Source organism: Arthrobacter sp. B2I5 (assembly GCF_030816735.1).
GTDB lineage: Bacteria > Actinomycetota > Actinomycetes > Actinomycetales > Micrococcaceae > Arthrobacter.
The window spans coordinates 1017141-1034468 of the sequence record NZ_JAUSYF010000001.1 but is presented as its reverse complement, the minus strand read 5'-3'; the positions used below and the strand labels follow the sequence as shown (position 1 = coordinate 1034468).

At 66.7% G+C, this 17328-nt stretch carries 20 protein-coding genes; 10 read left to right on the top strand and 10 right to left on the bottom strand.

The window, feature by feature from the left end; genetic code table 11:
• The first annotated feature begins 30 nt into the window (after positions 1-30).
• The 7 genes from QFZ60_RS04945 (at position 31) to asd (ending at position 4351) form a co-directional block, all read left to right on the top strand.
• Complete coding sequence (locus tag QFZ60_RS04945) at positions 31-834, top strand: thymidylate synthase (RefSeq protein ID WP_307088720.1); 804 nt, start codon at positions 31-33, stop codon at positions 832-834.
• Complete coding sequence (locus QFZ60_RS04940) at positions 831-1415, top strand: dihydrofolate reductase (protein WP_307088718.1); 585 nt, start codon at positions 831-833, stop codon at positions 1413-1415. The genes QFZ60_RS04945 and QFZ60_RS04940 overlap by 4 nt, the downstream gene beginning before the upstream one ends.
• A 4-nt stretch (positions 1416-1419) precedes the next feature.
• Positions 1420-1638 carry an NF038396 family protein gene (locus QFZ60_RS04935; RefSeq protein WP_056334146.1) on the top strand — a complete coding sequence of 73 codons (219 nt, stop codon included), beginning with the start codon at positions 1420-1422 and terminating at the stop codon, positions 1636-1638.
• Between the two features lie 222 nt (positions 1639-1860).
• Positions 1861-2280, top strand: coding sequence for a hypothetical protein (locus QFZ60_RS04930; RefSeq protein WP_307088714.1), 420 nt, complete (start codon positions 1861-1863; stop codon positions 2278-2280).
• A complete protein-coding gene (locus QFZ60_RS04925) occupies positions 2280-2711 on the top strand; it encodes a hypothetical protein (protein ID WP_307088712.1) in 432 nt (143 codons plus the stop codon). The genes QFZ60_RS04930 and QFZ60_RS04925 overlap by 1 nt, the downstream gene beginning before the upstream one ends.
• A complete protein-coding gene (locus QFZ60_RS04920; RefSeq protein WP_307088710.1) occupies positions 2698-3114 on the top strand; it encodes a hypothetical protein in 417 nt (138 codons plus the stop codon). The genes QFZ60_RS04925 and QFZ60_RS04920 overlap by 14 nt, the downstream gene beginning before the upstream one ends.
• A 106-nt stretch (positions 3115-3220) precedes the next feature.
• Complete coding sequence (gene asd / locus QFZ60_RS04915) at positions 3221-4351, top strand: aspartate-semialdehyde dehydrogenase (protein ID WP_307088708.1); 1131 nt, start codon at positions 3221-3223, stop codon at positions 4349-4351.
• A gap of 66 nt (positions 4352-4417) precedes the next feature.
• Here the strand turns inward: asd and QFZ60_RS04910 are convergent, their stop codons facing one another.
• Genes QFZ60_RS04910 through QFZ60_RS04890 form a run of 5 tightly spaced genes read right to left on the bottom strand, consistent with a single transcriptional unit; the run spans position 4418 to position 8833 of the window.
• On the bottom strand, positions 4418-5521 hold the full coding sequence (locus QFZ60_RS04910; protein ID WP_307088706.1) for a winged helix DNA-binding domain-containing protein: 1104 nt from the start codon (positions 5519-5521) through the stop codon (positions 4418-4420).
• A 38-nt stretch (positions 5522-5559) separates the two neighbouring features.
• On the bottom strand, positions 5560-6627 hold the full coding sequence (locus QFZ60_RS04905) for a UDP-N-acetylmuramate dehydrogenase (RefSeq protein WP_307088704.1): 1068 nt from the start codon (positions 6625-6627) through the stop codon (positions 5560-5562).
• A 22-nt stretch (positions 6628-6649) separates the two neighbouring features.
• Positions 6650-7921, bottom strand: coding sequence for an MFS transporter (locus QFZ60_RS04900; RefSeq protein ID WP_307088703.1), 1272 nt, complete (start codon positions 7919-7921; stop codon positions 6650-6652).
• Between the two features lie 10 nt (positions 7922-7931).
• Entirely contained in the window at positions 7932-8369 is a 438-nt protein-coding gene (locus QFZ60_RS04895; RefSeq protein WP_307088702.1) for a MaoC family dehydratase, read from the bottom strand.
• Between the two features lie 2 nt (positions 8370-8371).
• Positions 8372-8833 (bottom strand): MaoC family dehydratase N-terminal domain-containing protein, encoded by a 462-nt coding sequence (locus QFZ60_RS04890; protein WP_307088700.1) that lies wholly within the window; start codon positions 8831-8833, stop codon positions 8372-8374.
• A gap of 94 nt (positions 8834-8927) precedes the next feature.
• On the opposite strand from QFZ60_RS04890, the gene QFZ60_RS04885 reads away from it, so the two are divergent.
• Both QFZ60_RS04885 and QFZ60_RS04880 read left to right on the top strand, forming a co-directional pair.
• Positions 8928-9308, top strand: a complete 381-nt coding sequence (locus QFZ60_RS04885) for a metalloregulator ArsR/SmtB family transcription factor (protein ID WP_307088698.1) — start codon at positions 8928-8930, stop codon at positions 9306-9308.
• The gene (locus QFZ60_RS04880; RefSeq protein WP_307088696.1) at positions 9305-10996 is read left to right on the top strand and encodes a SulP family inorganic anion transporter; all 1692 of its coding nucleotides are present in this window, start codon (positions 9305-9307) and stop codon (positions 10994-10996) included. The genes QFZ60_RS04885 and QFZ60_RS04880 overlap by 4 nt, the downstream gene beginning before the upstream one ends.
• On the opposite strand, the gene QFZ60_RS04875 is transcribed toward QFZ60_RS04880, so the two are convergent.
• From QFZ60_RS04875 to QFZ60_RS04855, 5 genes are all read right to left on the bottom strand, one after another.
• Positions 10986-11210 carry a DUF3188 domain-containing protein gene (locus QFZ60_RS04875; RefSeq protein ID WP_307088694.1) on the bottom strand — a complete coding sequence of 75 codons (225 nt, stop codon included), beginning with the start codon at positions 11208-11210 and terminating at the stop codon, positions 10986-10988. The genes QFZ60_RS04880 and QFZ60_RS04875 overlap by 11 nt on opposite strands.
• A gap of 35 nt (positions 11211-11245) precedes the next feature.
• A complete protein-coding gene (locus QFZ60_RS04870; RefSeq protein ID WP_307088693.1) occupies positions 11246-12226 on the bottom strand; it encodes a DUF2797 domain-containing protein in 981 nt (326 codons plus the stop codon).
• 28 nt (positions 12227-12254) lie between these two features.
• Positions 12255-13118 (bottom strand): CoA ester lyase, encoded by an 864-nt coding sequence (locus QFZ60_RS04865; protein WP_056334094.1) that lies wholly within the window; start codon positions 13116-13118, stop codon positions 12255-12257.
• Positions 13119-13287: 169 nt separating this feature from the next.
• Positions 13288-14229 (bottom strand): aldo/keto reductase family oxidoreductase, encoded by a 942-nt coding sequence (locus QFZ60_RS04860; RefSeq protein WP_307088690.1) that lies wholly within the window; start codon positions 14227-14229, stop codon positions 13288-13290.
• A 57-nt stretch (positions 14230-14286) separates the two neighbouring features.
• Positions 14287-15999 (bottom strand): glycoside hydrolase family 13 protein, encoded by a 1713-nt coding sequence (locus tag QFZ60_RS04855; protein ID WP_307088688.1) that lies wholly within the window; start codon positions 15997-15999, stop codon positions 14287-14289.
• A gap of 97 nt (positions 16000-16096) precedes the next feature.
• On the opposite strand from QFZ60_RS04855, the gene QFZ60_RS04850 reads away from it, so the two are divergent.
• Positions 16097-17305, top strand: coding sequence for an ROK family transcriptional regulator (locus tag QFZ60_RS04850; RefSeq protein WP_307088685.1), 1209 nt, complete (start codon positions 16097-16099; stop codon positions 17303-17305).
• Positions 17306-17328 lie beyond the last annotated feature (23 nt).

The following is a 17328-nucleotide window of genomic DNA, read 5'->3' as shown; positions in this document are numbered from 1 at the left end:
TTCCCAACGGCCAGCCAGTAGACTTGGGGCGTGAGCATCCCTACGCCTTATGAAGACCTCCTGCGCGATGTCCTGGCCTCCGGCACCCATAAATCGGACCGCACGGGAACCGGAACCACCAGCGTTTTCGGCCGCCAGATGCGGTTTGACCTGGCCAAGAGCTTCCCGCTGATCACCACCAAGCGGGTCCACTTCAAATCCGTGGCGGTGGAACTCCTGTGGTTCCTGCGCGGCGAAACCAACATCAAGTGGATGACGGACCAGGGCGTCACCATCTGGAATGAATGGGCGGATGAGGACGGCGACCTGGGCCCGGTCTACGGCGTGCAGTGGCGCAGCTGGCCCACCCCGGATGGCGGCCACATTGACCAGATCGCCGAACTCATCGAGAACCTGAAGTCCAACCCGGACTCCCGGCGCCACATCGTCTCTGCCTGGAACGTCTCCGAGCTCAACGACATGGCACTCCCGCCCTGCCACGCGTTCTTCCAGTTCTACGTGGCCAACGGCAAGCTCTCCTGCCAGCTCTACCAGCGATCCGCGGACATGTTCCTGGGCGTGCCGTTCAACATCGCCTCCTACGCGCTGCTCACCTGCATGGTGGCCCAGCAGGTGGGACTTGAGCCCGGCGAGTTCGTCTGGACCGGCGGTGACGTGCACATCTACGAGAACCACATGGACCAGGTCCTCAAGCAGCTGGAACGTGAGCCCTATGACTACCCGCAGTTGAAGATCACGCGCAAGCCGGCATCGATCTTCGACTACACGCTGGAGGACTTCGAAGTGGTGGGCTACCAGCACCACCCCACCATCAAGGCGCCGATCGCCGTATGAGCACCGAGAACTTCACCGATCCCCAGTCCTTCACGGAGGAACTGGCTGCATCCATCACCGGCGTCGGCCTGGTCTGGGCGCAGACCTCCGACGGCGTCATCGGCAAGGACGGGGACATGCCCTGGCACCTGCCCGAGGACCTAAAGCACTTCACCCGGCTCACCACGGGGCACCCTGTCATCATGGGCCGCAAGACCTGGTTGTCCTTCCCTGACAAGTACCGTCCCCTGCCCGGCCGGACGAACATCGTCATTACCCGGCAGAAAAGCTGGGCCAGCACGCCTGAGGCGGAGGGCGCCGTCGTGGTTCCTTCCCTGGATGATGCGCTCCTTGAGTCGCAGTTTGTCGACGGCGGCGAGACCGTGTGGATCCTGGGCGGCGGGGAGGTCTTCCGCCAGTCCACGGACCTCGCCAACGTTGCTGTGGTCACCACCATCGACGTGAAGGCCGAAGGCGACACGTTCGCTCCCGAGCTCGGGCCCAGTTGGGAGGCGTCCGCCTCCGTTCCGCCGGACGGCTGGCTGACCGCCGCCAACGGCACGCGCTACCGATTCACCAAATGGTCACGGACCGAGGGCTAGGAACATGCTGAAGAAACCCGAAACCCTGTTCGTGCTGGGCTACATGCTGCTGCCGCTGCTGGCGCTGCTGTCCGCGATCGTGGGGCTGACCATGATCCTGGGCGGGAACAAGATCGCCGGTGCCATCGTGCTGGTCATCGTTACCCAGGTCTTCGCCTTCGGAGCGTTCTTCGCGTTGCGGGCCCGGAAGGCTGCTGTGCTGGAGGAGTCGGACCGGGGCTAGTGCATATTGCCGTGCATGGGCAGGACAACCCATCGCGGCAGTTGTGATCCTGCCTTAGGCTGGGCCTGCAGCAGTCTGAACTTCTGCGGGATGAATATTGGGGGGATTCCTGGTGGCAGGAACTTTATGGGGTGCCGACGACGAATCCGGGGACCAATGATGGCTCTGGATCCCGCGGTACAAAAGTTGCTGGTAGAGCGGCCGTACTTCTATGCCACGGGCATGGAACGAACCGTATATGCCTACACGAAGGAAGAGTGGGGCATCGGTGGATCCCAGCCAACCGGTAACTACTCGGTCCACACGACCACCGGGCTATTCGTGGTGACAGCTCTCATGACCGTCCCTGCCCTGTGGGCACCTCTTATGCTCATCATCGCCCTGGCCAGCCTTAATCTGATTGTGGTTGTCTTTGGGTTGCTGGCCACCGTCCTCTTTACCGGCGGCTGGCTGCTGGGCATCAAGAATCTTCGCCACGAATGGCGCGCTTCCAAGCTGCGGAGGCTGAAGGGGCTGCCCAAGCTTCGTTTCGCCCTTACCGACGACCACGCCCGTGCGTGGTTTGAAGCTAATCCTTCAGGTATCGACATCACCCGGAACAACTTCCCTGACAGCACCCGCCCATTTCCTGGGGAGGCCTAATGCGACGAAGAATTGATCAGCACAACGACGACCGGGAGCGGCGCAACGACGACGTGTATGCCGAGCACAAGGCGGCGCTTGCCCGGGGTGAGAAGCGGGTGCTGCGAAAGACCAACACCGGCGAACTGCACAGCTATCCCGCCGAAGAAATTGGCTATTCTCCCGGTCGTGGCCAGGCGCAGGTCCGGACATGGTGGGGCATGGGAATCCTCACCGCCGTCATGGTGGTCCTGGCAGTACTGTCCTTGGTAATACTGTTGATACCCGTTCCAGACGGTGGCCAGCCGTTCTGGGGCGGCCTTGTTCTGACCGCGTTCGGCGTTTTTGGAGCCTGGTACACCTTCGGCATGGCCAGGGATGAGTACCGGGCCAAAAAGCTGCGCAGGGAACGGCATGCCCCCGAACCAGGAGCAGGACATGTCTCCCAGTAACCCGAAGGACAGGCACGAGGTGCGGGCCGCAAAGAATAACGAGCGGATCCTCCACCCCACGGTGACCGGGGAACTGCACAGCTACTCAAGGGAAGAACTCGGAATAATCATCGCCAGTTCACACGCCCAGGTGCGGTCTGCCACTGGCTTTCTGGTTATGGCTGTCTTCCTCGCTGCCGTCGCAGCCTTCTCCATCCTGCTGGTGGCAGGACCTGCCAGCAGGGGTCAAGACCCGATGTGGAGTGCCCTGTTCCTGACCGTGTTGGGATCGGCCGGCGCCGTCTACGCCGTTCGGATGGCGAGGATTGCCTCGAGGGCTAAACGCCTTCGCGCGGAGCGGGGACTCCCCGAGCCCAGCGCCCGACAGTTGGACTGGAACCAGGACCAGCATGGCCAGGCGTAGCCGCGACACTAGCGCCTAAGGCGCGGACCGCCGTCGTGCGCCAATCCCTGCCCTGACGTGACGTAACCGACTGCGCCCTGCCGGTCGCGCCGTCTAAAATAGTCCAATGACTACAGCAGCTACCCCCTCCGTCGGCCTGGTCGGATGGCGCGGCATGGTCGGTTCCGTCCTCATGCAGCGCATGCAGGACGAGGGCGACTTCGCCAACATCAACCCGGTGTTCTTCTCCACCTCCAACGCGGGAGGTGCCGCGCCTTCGTTCGCTGAAGGCGCCGGCAAGCTCGAGAACGCGTTCGACGTCGACACGCTGGCCAAGCTGCCCATTATTGTCACCGCCCAGGGCGGCGACTACACCAAGCAGGTCCACGGCGAGCTGCGCAGCCGCGGCTGGGACGGCCTCTGGATCGACGCCGCCTCCACCCTGCGCATGAGCGACGACTCCATCATCGTTCTGGACCCCATCAACCGCGACGTTATCGACAAGGGCCTGGTCAACGGCACCAAGGACTTCATCGGCGGCAACTGCACCGTCTCCTGCATGCTCATGGGCCTCGGCGGCCTGTTCAAGAACGGGCTGGTCGAATGGGGAACCTCCATGACGTACCAGGCTGCCTCCGGCGGCGGTGCCCGCCACATGCGTGAGCTTCTCAGCCAGTTCGGCACGCTCAACGCCGAGGTCAGCACGGAACTGGACGACCCCGCGTCGGCCATCCTGGACATCGACCGCAAGGTCCTGGCCCACCAGCGCACGGACATCGACGCCACCCAGTTCGGCGTCCCCCTGGCCGGCTCCCTGATCCCCTGGATCGACGCCGACCTGGGGAACGGGCAGTCCAAGGAAGAGTGGAAGGCCGGGGTTGAGACCAACAAGATCCTTGGCACCTCCGAGGAAAACCGGGTGATCATGGACGGGCTCTGCGTCCGCATCGGCGCCATGCGCTCGCACTCCCAGGCACTCACGCTCAAGCTCCGCGAGGACCTCTCCGTCGCCGAGATCGAGAAGCTCCTGGACGAGGACAACCAGTGGGCCAAGGTGGTTCCCAACACCAAGGAAGCCTCCATGGCCGAGCTGACCCCCGTCGCCGCTTCCGGGACCCTGGACATCCCGGTGGGCCGCATCCGCAAGATGGAGATGGGCCCGCAGTACATCAGCGCCTTCACCGTAGGCGACCAGCTCCTCTGGGGCGCCGCCGAGCCGCTGCGCCGCATGCTCAACATCGCCACCGGCAACCTGTAGCCCTTACAGCTGCCCCACGAGCGGCCCTTGCCTACCAGGCAGGGGCCGCTTTTGCGTGGAAGAGGGTCAGGTGGCCAGGAACGTCGTGTAACGGAACGCTGCCTTGGCAAAGGCTGCCTGGGCTGCCGGGCCCGGCGGCTTGGTCCCATCAAAGAGTTCGGGGACGACCGCGGCACCCCGGCCCGTGCCCTGGAGTGCCCAGGTGCCCACCACCTTCCCCGCCGCCACCACCGTCTTCTTAAAGACGCCGTTGCCGCCGGGCACGATCAGGTCGAAATGCTCCGGTGCCAGGACTGGGGTCCGGTCCGTGTAGCCGAGGACGAACTCATCGAATCCGGGCAGCAGGTGGACGGAGCGGCCGCCGGGGACTCCGGAATCCAGGAGGGCGGCCACGTCCGGTGAGAGCCAGTAGCCGGTGCCATCGATTTCCAACTCCACCAGCTGGCCCCGGACCTGCTGGAACGCGGCGCGCACCTCGGTCAGCGGCAGCTGCGTCCACCAGGAAAAGTCGCGGATGGTGGCCGGACCGTGGCTCCGGAAGTACCGCAGCGCAAACTCGGCAATGGCTTCCTGGCGCTCCATCCGGCGGGACTCCGGAATCCACTCGTCGAAGGCCGCGATCAGCTGCTGGTTGCCGGAAAGCGGCCCCGGCACCAGCCAGCCGTGGCGGCAGAGCGTCCCCAGGAGATGGATGCCGCGCTGCCCCTGCGTGGGCTGGCCGCCGGCGTCGAACACCTTGAACAGCCCGGATCGGCTGACCGGACCGTCAGCGAGAATGCGGTCCAGCGCCAGATCGCGCGCCTTCTCAACATCAGCCCAGGTGATTTCCAGCTGCCGGTGCCTGGCTGCGATACTCCTGGTGAGCCGCTCGGCGGTGAGGTCCAGCATCCAGCCCAGGTCGTCGGGGGCAACCAGATGGAGTGTTCCCCGCATGGGCCAGGACCGGACCACAGTCCCGGAATGTATGGCAGCACGCACTTCCGAGATCCCCGCACCGGGCACCCGCACCCCGACTGCCCACAGCGCGGCCGCCAGGTCCTGCGCCTGCATTGCGGTCATCCACCGCACCAGCCCCGGCACTGTTGGGGCTCCATCCCCCGCGAGCTGCTGGGATGCCAGGCGGAGCCTGCCAATCATCCTGCGGTCACGCGGGGAACCAGATACAGCCATGCGCCCATCCTAGGCCGGGCGCAGCCCTGGCGGGACTCCTACAGGTCCAGGCCGATGAGCAGGGGCTCCGGGTGCAGTTGGATGCCAAAGCGGCGTTCGACGCCGGCGCGCACCTCGCGTGCCACCGCCACCATGTCGGCGGCGCTGGCGGAACCGCGGTTGGTGATGGCCAGCGTGTGCTTGGTGGACAGCGATGCGCGGCCGCCGGCCACACCCTCCGGTTCCAGGCCAAAGCCCTTGCCGAACCCTGCCTGGTCAATCAACCAGGCTGCGGAAAGTTTCACCTGTCCGTCCTGGCCTGCCGGATACCGCGGTGCCGATTCCGGCAGCGTATCCGCCACGTCCGCGGAGACGATGGGGTTGGTGAAGAAGGAACCAGTGGAGTAGGTGTCGCGGTCGGCGCCGTCCCACACCATGCCCTTGGAGGCGCGCAGCCGGAGCACTTCCCGGCGGACGTCATTGGCGTAGGCGCGCTTGCCCACCTCCACGCCCAGGGAGCGGGCCAGCTCGGCGTAGCGGATGGGAGCGCTCATCCGCCCCAGCGGCAGCTGGAACTCCACGGTGAGGACCACGTACCGTGGCGAGCCGTTGACGGTGGTGCGCTTGAGGATGGAGTCCCGGTAGCCGAACTTCAACTCCGAGTTGGTAAACGTTTGGACGGCGTTGCGTTTGCGGTCCCAGGTGCGGACGGCCGCGATGGTCTGGGAAACTTCAGCGCCGTAGGCACCCACGTTCTGGACCGGGGTGGCACCCGTTGAACCCGGGATGCCGGACAGTGCCTCGATTCCGGACCAGGCGTGCCGGACCGCATGCTCCACGAGCTTGTCCCAGTTGTGGCCGGCCTGCACCACTACTGCCACTCCCCCGCAGGAGTCCTCCGCGTTGACCGTGAACCCCTCCGAGGCGATTTTGACGACCGTCCCGGGGTACCCGTCGTCGGACACCAGGAGGTTGGACCCGCCGCTGATGATAAGGACCTGCTCGCCGGCCGCATCCGAGGTCCGGACGGCATCGATTATCTCTGCCTCGGTCCGGGCCTCGATGAACTTGCCGGCGGGGCCGCCGACGGCGGAGGTGGTCAGGGAGGAAAGCAGGGTGGGAGTCACCCGTCAACAATACTAGGGAAAGCTAGCCGGCCTTCCGGGCCACCGGGGACAGCACGAAGCTCACAGCGAGCATCACCATCACGGCGAGGAGTGAGTGCAGGATCCCCACATGTTCGGCCAGCAAGCCCAAGAGCGGGGGCCCGCACAGGAACGCGCCGTAGCCGATGGTGGACACCACTGACACGCGGGCCGCGGCCTTGGCGGGGTCATCGGCCGCGGCGGACATGCCCACCGGGAAGCCCAGGGATGCGCCCAGGCCCCAAGCGGCGAGGCCAACGTACGCGAGCCACGGCGCGGGGGCGAAGACGAACACCGCCAGGCCCAGGACCGCAAGGGCGGCGCACCAGCGCATGACGGGCACACGGCCGAAGCGGTCCAGCACCACCGTCCCGGCGAACCGGCCGATGGTCATGAACGTGACAAAAAGCCCATAGCCGGCAGCACCGGCGGCATCGCTCTGCCCGTGGCCGTCCGCCAGCGCAAGGGCCACCCAGTCCCCGGCGGCGCCTTCAGCCAGGGCGAGGCCGAGCACCAGGACGCCCAGCAGCAGCGTCCGGCGGTCCCGCCACGCCTGGGCGATCTTCCGCTTGTTGTCCAGGGGCGGGTCAGCCGGGCTTCCGGCGGGGATCACGGGAATGGGGCCGGTGGTGGGGTCCTCAAAGTTGTCCGGGGTGTAGGTCCGCTCCCCCGCCGTGGTGATGTCGGCGCGGAACCAGGACGCCGCCGTCGCCACCGATACGGCCACCACCGCTCCTGCCGCAGCAAGGTGCCAGAACACGGGCACAGACGCAGCAGCCGCAGCGGCGCCCAGTCCTGCACCGGCCACGGTTCCCAGGCTGAACGCGCCGTGGAGCCGCGGCATGATGTGCCGCCCCACCGCACGCTCCACTGCCGCGCCCTCCACATTGGAAGCAGTGTTCCAGCTCCCCGTTCCCAGGCCGATGATGCCCAGGCCGACAGCGGTAGCCACAGGACTTGACAGCACGGTTGTACCAAACCCCGCCGTCAGCAGACCGACGCCGGCCATGATGCTGCCGGTGCGGATGGTCCTCTTGGATCCCAGCCGAAGCACGATGAGGCCGGAGGCCGAAACGGAGGCGAAGGAGCCAAGCGTCATGCAGAGCAGGATGATCCCGACGGTGCCCGGGCTGAGGTCCAGCGCGTCCCGGATGGCGGGCAGCCGGGACACCCAAGAGGCGAAGGCCAGGCCGCTTGCCGTGTAGGCCACCACCACGGCGTTCCGCCAGTGCCTGACCTGGAGGGACGTGGCGTCGATTCCGGTGCCTGCGCTCAAGGGTGCGGGCTCAGGACAGCTTGACGACGGCCTGGGCCTTCATCAGGACTTTTTGCCCGGCCGAGACAACGGTGAGGTCGACGCGGGCGGTGCCTGCATCGACGTCGAGCTTTCCGATGGTGCCGCTGACCTCGATGGTAGCGCCGGGCTCGTCTGTGCCGGTGGTGTCGGTGACCAGGACGGGCTTGGTGAAGCGGGTCTGGAAGTCGACGACGGCGCCCGGGTCCCCTGCCCAGTCACTGACGAGCTGGACGGCTGAGCCCATGGTGAACATGCCGTGCGCGATGACGCCTGGCAATTCCACGCCTGTGGCGAAGGCCTCGTTCCAGTGGATGGGGTTGAAGTCGCCGGAAGCTCCGGCGTACTTGACCAGGTCGGTGCGGGTGACCTCGATGGTACGGCTGCCGATTTCCTGGCCGGCGCTCAGTTCGTTGAAGGTGGGGCTCATGGTTACTGTCCCTCTCCGCGGACCAGGATGGATGACGTGGTGGTGGTGACCGGTTCCCGGGAGTCGCCGGAACCGAGGGCGAAAATTTCCGAGCGGGTGGTGATCATGGCGCCGCCGCCCATGGCCCGGACGCCGTCGACGTGCAGTTCCGCGACGAGGCGGTCGCCGGCAACGATGGGCCGGTGGTGGGTGAAGCGCTGGTCCGCGTGGACCACGCGGGAGAAGTCGATGCCGGCGTCCGGATCCTCGATGAGCTGGGCATCGGCACGCTGGGCGATGATGATGGCGAAAGTGGGGGGCGCCACCAAGTCACTGTGGCCCAGGGCCGTGGCTGCATCGACGTCGAAGTGCGCGGGGTGGGTGGCCTTCACGGCGCGGGCGAACTCGCGGATTTTCTCACGGCCAACGTCGTACACCTCTGCGGCAGGGTAGCTTCGGCCCTGCAGATCCGGATTGATAGTCATGGATTCCAGCCTATCCCCGGCGCACCCGGGACAGGTTCCGCAACCCACTGGTATGATGGATTCATCATTTCATCAAGCTGCAGGAGCCACTCCCTTGCTGTCTTCCGCCCAAGCGCCGCTGTACGAGATCAAGGCCAACCTGTTCAAGGGCCTGGCGCACCCGGCACGTATCCGGATCCTTGAACTGCTGGCCGCAGCTCCGCAGGAAACTGCGGCCGTCAGTTACCTTCTGGCAGAGACCGGGCTTGAAGCCTCGCACCTCTCCCAGCACCTGGCCACCCTGCGCAGGCATAGGGTGGTGACCTCCGTACGCACCGCCAACGCAGTGACCTACCAACTGGCACACCCAGGGGTTTCGGAACTGCTCGCCATTGCCCGGACCTTCCTCCTGGACAGCCTGTCCGAATCGAATGAACAGCTCCGGCTTGCACAGCAGCTGCCGGCGGAGCACCTCTCCCGCGAATCAGCCTCGTGACGGCCACCTCCGCCACCGGCCGCGCCACAGGCGGGGCTGCCCAGAGGCTTACGCGGTTCCTCCCGTCACGGCAGGATTATGCCGGTCTTCGCACATCGTGGCGCACCGACCTGCTGGCCGGCATCACCGTGGGCATTGTCGCCCTGCCGCTGGCCCTCGCATTCGGGGTGAGCTCCGGGGTGGGCGCAGAGGCAGGCCTTATCACCGCCATCGTGGCCGGCATGGTGGCAGCCCTCATGGGCGGGTCGTCAGTGCAGGTTTCGGGGCCCACTGGCGCCATGGTGGTGGTCCTGGCACCCGTCGTGGCCGTCCACGGCCCCGGCAGCGTAGCGCCGCTCTCACTGATGGCGGGGCTGCTGGTCTGCATTATGGGATTCAGCGGCCTGGGGCGGGCCGTCGCCTTCATCCCCTGGCCGGTGGTGGAGGGCTTCACACTGGGGATTGCTGCCATTATCTTCCTCCAGCAGGTTCCTCTCGCTACGGGCACGTCCGGCGTCCCGGGACACAACACTGTTGTCGCCGCCGTTGAAGCTGCCTCAGCCGCGCAGGCGCCCACTGTCCTGCTGACGCTGGCACTCGTAGTGCTGGTCGCCGTCGTGATGGTCCTGCTGCAGAAGCTGTTCCGGGCCCTTCCGGCGAGCCTGGTGGCGGTCCTCCTGGCCACCGCGTCGGCCGAACTCCTGCAGCTGGATGTCCCACGGATCGGCCCCCTGCCCCACTCCCTTCCCGCGCCGGCAATGCCCGCCGTGGACGTGGCCACCTTGGGCAGCCTTGCCATGCCCGCGGTAGCCATCGCCGTCCTGGCCGCCATCGAATCACTGCTCTCAGCCAGGGTGGCCGCCGGGATGGCCAGCCCGGACGGCAGACCCACCGGGCCCTACAGCCCGGACCGTGAGCTGACCGGCCAGGGCCTGGCTTCGATCGCCGCCGGACTGTTTGGCGGCATGCCGGCCACCGGAGCCATCGCCAGGACCGCGGTCAATGTACGTTCAGGGGCCCGGACCCGCCTTGCCGCAGCCGTTCACGCCGTCGTGTTGCTGGGCATCACCTACCTGGCGTCAGGAATGGTCAGCCGCATCCCGCTGGCAGCTCTGGGCGGGATCCTGATGGTTACGGCAACACGGATGGTTTCCCGGCGCACCGTTGCCGCGATCCTGCGTTCCACCCGGGCAGATGCAGCAGTCTTTGTCCTCACGGCGATCATCACCGTAGCCTTCGACCTGATCGTCGCCATCCAGATCGGACTCGCCGCGGCGGCGCTCTTCGCGCTACGGAAATTCGCCTCCTTGAGCGGCGTCCAGCGCGAGCCGGTCCCCGGGCCTTCCGCCGACGGCGATGAGCACATAGCGGTCCTTCGGCTGGACGGAGCCATGTTCTTCGGCGCCGCCGAGCGCATCCTCCAGGAAATCAGCCAGGTCAAGGATATCCAGGTGGCCATCATTAGGCTCTCGCAGCTGCGGATGCTTGACGCCACCGGCGCCCACGCCCTGGTGGAGGTCATCGCTGCGCTGGAACTGCGCGGAATTACCGTGCTGCTCAAGGGTGTGCGGCCGGACCACCTGGACCTGGTGACCAACGTGGGCGTGATCCGTTCGCTGCGGCACCACAAACACCTGTTCCAGCATCTTCCGGACGCTGTGGAACACGCCCGCAGCCACGTCCTGCGGAACGCAGCAGCTAGCGCCTGAGGTTTCTGCGGATCGACTGGCCGCGGACCACGATGCCCACCACGTGCAGGACAAGGCCCAGCCCGATCAGCGGCAGGGAGGCCATGGCCAGGGTTTGGTTGCCGCCGGTGTTGCCGATGATGTTCAGGATGATGCCGACAGCGATCAGTCCCATCGCGCTGAAGACGAGGACTTTGTAACGGGTTGGCGCGGTGGCCCAGAATTCGTTCAGCACCGTGCAAGTCTACCGTCCAGGCCTTGCGGGCCCTGTTAGAACAGGGACTCCTGCACTGCCGGGACCTCCGAAGCGTAGTCACCCAGGGTGATGATGCGGGCGGCCAGTTGGGACAGGTTCACCACGAACACGGCGTCCGTGCCGTCGAGCCGGGCCAGCACGTTGGCCCCGCTCAGGGCCGTGATCCCGAAGCCGTGCTGCCCCTGGTCCAGGGCATGCGGGTAGGGATGCCGTTGGCCTGGCCCGTGCAGTGCGTCAGCCTGCACCGGCCGCACCCACTGCTCCGCCACAGTTTCAAAGCCGTCGACGGCGGTGCGCGCCAGCAGCGCGCGTACCTCGGCGGCCGCGCGGGCATTGGTGGCCAGCAGGTCCGCCGCCGGGAGCGGCTGCAGCAGGGCGTCCGCCTTGGCCGCGGACCGCACTTGCTGCGTGAGGCCGACGCCGGCCGTCACCAGGTCCTCAAGGATCCGCACCACGCGGCCGTCCTGCGCCCTGGCAACATAGGCGGCCGCTGCGGCCCCCTGCTCCGCAAGCCTGTTCCACTTCCGCGGACCGGAGGCGGTACCCACCTTGGTGGCACCGCCGGCGAACGTGGCAACGTACAGCCAGTGTTCCTGCATCAGGTAGTCGCGAAGCCCGGGAGTGACCCGGCCGTCCCGGTGGAAGTCATGCATCAGCCGGGACTCATCCAGCACGAAGCACCGCTCGCACTGCTTTCCCCTTGCGGCCGGGGCCCGGGAGGCGCACAGGATGTGGCTGCGCGAGCTTGCCGACTGGACCTGGACGTGGCCCAGGCAGGACCTGCCCGGCTGTACCACTTGGAAGCCGAGGCGTGCGCCGGAATGCAGGCCCAGCTCCCGGAAGTCCCCCTCCGGTGACTGGAGGCGCAGAACCGGGCCGCCCGCGTCGTACATTGCCTTGGCAGGGTCAGTTGCCTTTGAACCCGCCGCTGGGCTGGAGCCCGGTGGCGGTCCATCCCAAAAGACCCCGTGGACCAGATAGCGGGTATCGGTCACGGGGTCTCCTGCAAGGTGATTGGTGGGGCTACAGCGCGGGCTGCACCCCGAAGGCGACGGCGAGTTTCATGATCTTCTCGGCGCGGCCCAGGCGGGGAAGGTCGGAGCCGTCGCGAATGACGCGGCCATTGGCTTCGAAGTCGTTCATGAAGTCGGTGGCCCAGGCGACGTCCGACGGCGTGGGGCTGATGACCTCGTTGATCACCGGCGTCTGGTCGATGGCCAGGCACAGCTTGCCGGTCATGCCCATCATGACGGTGATGCCGGTCTGCTCGCGCAGGATGGGGTGGTTGGTGCCGACGGTGGGGCCGTCGATGGGGCCGGGCAGGTTGCCCACGCGGCTGGCGACGACGAGCTTGGCCCGCGGGTAGGCCATGGCCTCCGGGGTGGCGGCCATGCCGGTGTCGCGGCGGAAGTCGCCCGAACCGAAGGCCAGGCGGAACGCGCCCTGGGCCTTGGCGATGTGGTTGGCTTCCTCGATGCCGAGGGCCGATTCCACCAGGGGGATCACGGGGGTCTTGCCGTCCATGCGGTGGAAGCTCTCGGTGACCTGGTCCGCGGACTCGGTCTTGGCGAGCATGACGCCAAGCAGGCCCGGAGTGCCGCGCAGCCCGGCGAGGTCATCGGCCCAGAACGGGCTGGTGGCGTCATTGATCCGGACCCAGGCCTTGCCGCCGGCGGTCAGCCAGTCGATCACGTTGCCGCGGGCCTGGTCCTTCTGCGAGGGGTCCACCGCATCTTCAATATCCAGGATGATCGAGTCGGCACGGGAGACGGCCGACTGGTCGAAAAGCTCCGGCTTCATGGCATTGACCAGCAGCCAGGAACGGGCGATCTCTGCGGGGATATTGCGTTCCGGCCTAACGGTTTCGGCGGCGATGGTAGACGTCATGCTTTCTACAGTATCCGCCCCGCAAGCGGCACGGCGAAGAAAAGGGCCAGCTTGTGAGGATCAATACGAACTAAACGGGATATGACCGAGGCCTCTGGGAAATGTGGGTAGCAGCAAGTGTCGTTACGAGGGTCCATAACGACACTTGCTGCTACCCAGTTGGGCGGGGTCAGGGGATGTTGCTCCCGCGCGCCGCGACCCAGAGTTTGTACCAGTCGGCGCGGCTGAGGGCCAGGGCCACCCGGGCCGCGTCACCGCAGGCCCGGATCCGGTCCGGATTGACCGTTCCGATCACCGGTGCGATTCCCGCGGGATGCTTCATCAGCCAGCCGAGCAGGACAGCCTCACCGGAGGTGCCGTACTGTCCCGTAAGCTCCGCCACGAGTTCGGCAGTTGCTGCATCGGCTGAGGTGGGGCTGTCCGGTTCCGCCCCGGTATAGACGCCGCGGGCCAGGGAGCCGTACGCCTGCAGGGTGATGTTGTTGCGGACGCAGTACTCCACCGTCCCGTGCGGGAAGCTGTAGTCCAGGTGTTCCGGGTGGTTGACCAGAACCTGGCTTTCCAGCCATGCGCGCTTGAGCAGGCTCATCTCCAGCTGGTTGGCCACCACCGGGGTTTCCAGCCGGTCCTGCAGCACCTCAATCTGCGCCGCTGACATGTTGGACACACCCAGCTGCCGGACTTTGCCTTCCTCCATCAGCTGCCCGACGGCGGATGCCACCTCCGCGGGGTCCGCCAGGGGGTCCGGGCGGTGCAGCAGGAGGATATCCACGTAGCCGGTCCGGAGCCGTTCCAGGCTGCCATTGACCCGTTCCAGGATGGCCTCCCGGCTCAGGTCGTAGTGGGTCTGCAGGCCGCGTTCGTTCAGCCGGATACCGCACTTGGTCTGCAGCCGGATCCGCTCCCGCAAGCCCGGAGTGGCGGCCAGGACCTCGCCGAACACAGCTTCGGACTTGCCGCTGCGGTAGATGTCCGCATGGTCGAACAGGGTGATCCCGGCGTCCAGGGCGGCCTGGACGGCGGCAGCGGCCTGGTCCACGTGATGGCTTCCATGTGGCTCGTCAGACCAGCTGCCGCCCAGTCCCATGCATCCGTAGATGACTTCCTGCATCAGGCCCGCTCCCCCATCAGGACAGCCGGCTTTCCCAGGGCTTCAGCCAGGCCCAACTCAGCGCAACCAGGCGGTGGTGTTGGCCGGCAGCTTGCCGTCCTCGAGCGGGCTGCTGCTGACCAGCACGTCGCCGGCTGGAAGGTCGACGGCGGTGTTCCCGAAGTTGGTCACGGACTGCCAGCCGTTGGGCCGCTTGAAGTGCAGGACATCCGGATTGCCGTTGTCGGCCCACTCGAGTTCCTCTTCCGTCATCAGTTCGCGGCGGAGCTTCAGGGCCTTGCGGTAGAGCTCCAGGGTGGAGCCATCGGTCCCGTCCTGAGCCTCAACGGCGTACTTGCTGAACCAATCCGGCTGCGGCAGGTGAGAGCCGCCGTCGCCGAAGCCGAAGGAGGTGCCCTCCACCTTCCAGGGCAGCGGCACCCGGCAGCCGTCGCGGCCGATTTCCACACCCTTGTTGCGGAAGAAGGAGGGATCCTGCCGTTCCGATTCGGGAATTTCGGCCACTTCCTGAAGGCCCAGTTCCTCGCCCTGGTACAGGTAGGCGGATCCCGGAACGGCGAGCATCAACAGGGTGGCGGCCCGCGCTCGGCGCTCGCCCAGTTCAACGTCCAGCTGGTCCTTGGGGCCGCCGGCCAGCAGCCAGTCCTTGCCGTCCTGGCCCTTGGCGCCGGCCTTTTCCTTGGCCACCTGGGGCAGGCCGTAGCGGGTGGCGTGCCGCACGACATCGTGGTTGGAGAACACCCACGTGGAGGAGGCACCGGTGGCGGCGGCCTCGGCCAGGTTGCGGGTGATGATCTCCTTGTATTCGGCGGCGTCGAAGTCGGCCTGGAGCAGGTCGAAGTTGAACGCCTGGCCGAGGCCCTGGGGGCTGGCGTAGCGGGCACGCCGGGTGGCGTGCACCCAGGCTTCGGCGACGGCGGTGCGCGGCGGGTTGTACTCGTTGAATACTTCGCGCCATTCGGCGTAGATCTCGTGGACCTCGTCGCGGTCCCAGAACGGGTGCGTTCCGTCGTCGAATCCGTCCACGCCGGTGTTGGCGGCGCTCAGTTCCAGCTTGGAGAGCAGCGGCTCGGTGAGGTCCTTGGTGAGGGCGTGGGCCACGTCGACGCGGAAACCGTCAACGCCGCGGTCGGACCAGAAGCGCAGGGTCTTCAGGAAGTCATCCCGGATCTCGCGGTTGGACCAGTTCAGGTCCGGCTGTTCCTTGGCAAAGATGTGCATGTACCACTGGCCGGGGGTGCCGTCCGGTTCCGTGATGCGCTCCCAGGCAGGTCCGCCGAACACGGAGTCCCAGTCCGACGGCGGGAACTCACCGTTGGGGCCTTTGCCGTCACGGAAGATGTAGCGGTCGCGTGCCGGGGATCCCTTGGGTGCGGCCAGTGCCTCCTGGAACCACTTGTGCCGGTTGGAGGAGTGGTTGGGGACGATGTCCGCAATCAGCTTGATGCCGGCCTCGTGCAGCGCGGCGGCCATTTCGTCGAAGTCGTCCAGCGTGCCCAGCTTGGGGTCAACGTCGCGGTAGTCGTCCACGTCGTAGCCGCCGTCGGCGAGCGCGGAAGGGTAGAACGGGCTCAGCCAGACGGCGTCGATGCCCAGCGACTTCAGGTACGGGACCTTGGCGGTGATGCCCTTCAGGTCGCCGATGCCGTCGCCGTTGGAGTCCGCAAAGCTGCGCGGATAGATCTGGTAGACGGAGGCCTGGCGCCACCAGTTGGGGTCAGCCGGACGGTCGGAGTCGGACAGGGTTGCCAGCGTGGCAGTGGTGGACAAGGGATGATCCTTTTCTGTGCAGCAGGGTACATTTATATTGAATCTAAATTTACTTTCCCAAGTATTATCTGGTGCTTTGTACAGGAAGGTCAACAGCATGCCTGAACTGGTTCCGGCGACTCCCCAGCTGCTGCGGCGGGTCAGTGCCGGCGCAGTCCTGGAGTTCCTGCGCGCCTCGGCTGCCGTGACCGTTACGGATGTCATGGCAGCAACAGGCCTGACCCGCGCCACCACCATCGCCGTCTGCGAGGACCTGGTCCGCCGTGGCTGGGTCCTGGAGCGGGAGAACCAGCGCGAATTCGGCGGGTACCAGAAGGGCCGCCCTGCCCGCCGCTTCGAGCTCGACGAGCGCGCAGGCGTGGTCCTGGGCATGGACATCGGCTACTCCAAGGTCACCGTGGTGGTTTCGGACCTCCGGGGCCGGACCCTCGGACGGTCCAGCCGCCCCTTCCAGGCCGGTGAAGTGGGCTCCCGGGAGCGCATAGCGTTCATCGACGGGGTGGCTGGGGCGGCACTGCGCTCGGCGGGAACGGATCCCGGGCAGGTGCTGGCTGTTTGCGCCGGAGTTGCCGCGCCGGTCGACCGGCATGGGGATGTGGTGGCCACGCAGGAGTTCTGGGGACTGTTCGACCTGGGACTGCGGCCGGCCCTCAAGGAAACCCGGGGGTGGACTGTGCTGCTGGAAAACGACGCCAACCTTGCGGCCCTGGGTGACCGCTGGCAGGGGGCCGCCGCGGGGATTGACGACGTGGTGGTGATCCTGGCCAGCGAACGGCTGGGTTCGGGCATCGTTGAGGGCGGCCGGCTGGTGCACGGAACGCGGGGCAGCGCGGGGGAACTCGCTTACCTGGACCTGGTGGAAGGGGTGGGCGACACCTACGGCATAGCGCACCTTGCCCGTACCTGGGCCGCCGAAGCCCTGGCCACCGCGGCCCCCACCACCCTCCGTTCCGTCCAGGGGCGGGTGGAAGCTGAACAGGTCTTCACCGCCGCCGATCAGGGTGACGCGGTGGCACTGGCCATCCTGGACCGGCTGGCGGACAGGATGGCCAGGGTGGTGGGCACCGTGGCCACCCTGCTCAACCCCGAGCTGGTGGTGATAGGCGGCGGCGTGGCCGATTCCGCAGGCTTACTCCTCGGGCCCATCAGCGAGCGCCTGAAGGAGTTCACCGCCACGCCGGCACGCGTGGCAGTCTCCCCGCTGGGCGACTCGATCGTCACGGTGGGTGCCGTACGCTGCGCGCTGGACTATGTGGAGAGGAACTCCCTGGACCTGGAGCTGGCTGCGCCGGCCACCCCGGCATAACCGCGCCCCTGCCCGTCCTCCCC

Excerpts from the sequence above, each read along its gene's own strand:
- QFZ60_RS04940 (WP_307088718.1), top strand. The coding sequence starts at position 831 with ATGAGCACCGAGAACTTCACCGATCCCCAGTCCTTCACGGAGGAACTG.
- QFZ60_RS04935 (WP_056334146.1), top strand. The coding sequence starts at position 1,420 with ATGCTGAAGAAACCCGAAACCCTGTTCGTGCTGGGCTACATGCTGCTG.
- QFZ60_RS04930 (WP_307088714.1), top strand. The coding sequence starts at position 1,861 with ATGGAACGAACCGTATATGCCTACACGAAGGAAGAGTGGGGCATCGGT.
- QFZ60_RS04925 (WP_307088712.1), top strand. The coding sequence starts at position 2,280 with ATGCGACGAAGAATTGATCAGCACAACGACGACCGGGAGCGGCGCAAC.
- QFZ60_RS04920 (WP_307088710.1), top strand. The coding sequence starts at position 2,698 with ATGTCTCCCAGTAACCCGAAGGACAGGCACGAGGTGCGGGCCGCAAAG.
- asd (WP_307088708.1), top strand. The coding sequence starts at position 3,221 with ATGACTACAGCAGCTACCCCCTCCGTCGGCCTGGTCGGATGGCGCGGC.
- QFZ60_RS04910 (WP_307088706.1), bottom strand. The coding sequence starts at position 5,521 with ATGGCTGTATCTGGTTCCCCGCGTGACCGCAGGATGATTGGCAGGCTC.
- QFZ60_RS04895 (WP_307088702.1), bottom strand. The coding sequence starts at position 8,369 with ATGAGCCCCACCTTCAACGAACTGAGCGCCGGCCAGGAAATCGGCAGC.
- QFZ60_RS04890 (WP_307088700.1), bottom strand. The coding sequence starts at position 8,833 with ATGACTATCAATCCGGATCTGCAGGGCCGAAGCTACCCTGCCGCAGAG.
- QFZ60_RS04865 (WP_056334094.1), bottom strand. The coding sequence starts at position 13,118 with ATGACGTCTACCATCGCCGCCGAAACCGTTAGGCCGGAACGCAATATC.
- QFZ60_RS04860 (WP_307088690.1), bottom strand. The coding sequence starts at position 14,229 with ATGCAGGAAGTCATCTACGGATGCATGGGACTGGGCGGCAGCTGGTCT.
- QFZ60_RS04850 (WP_307088685.1), top strand. The coding sequence starts at position 16,097 with ATGCCTGAACTGGTTCCGGCGACTCCCCAGCTGCTGCGGCGGGTCAGT.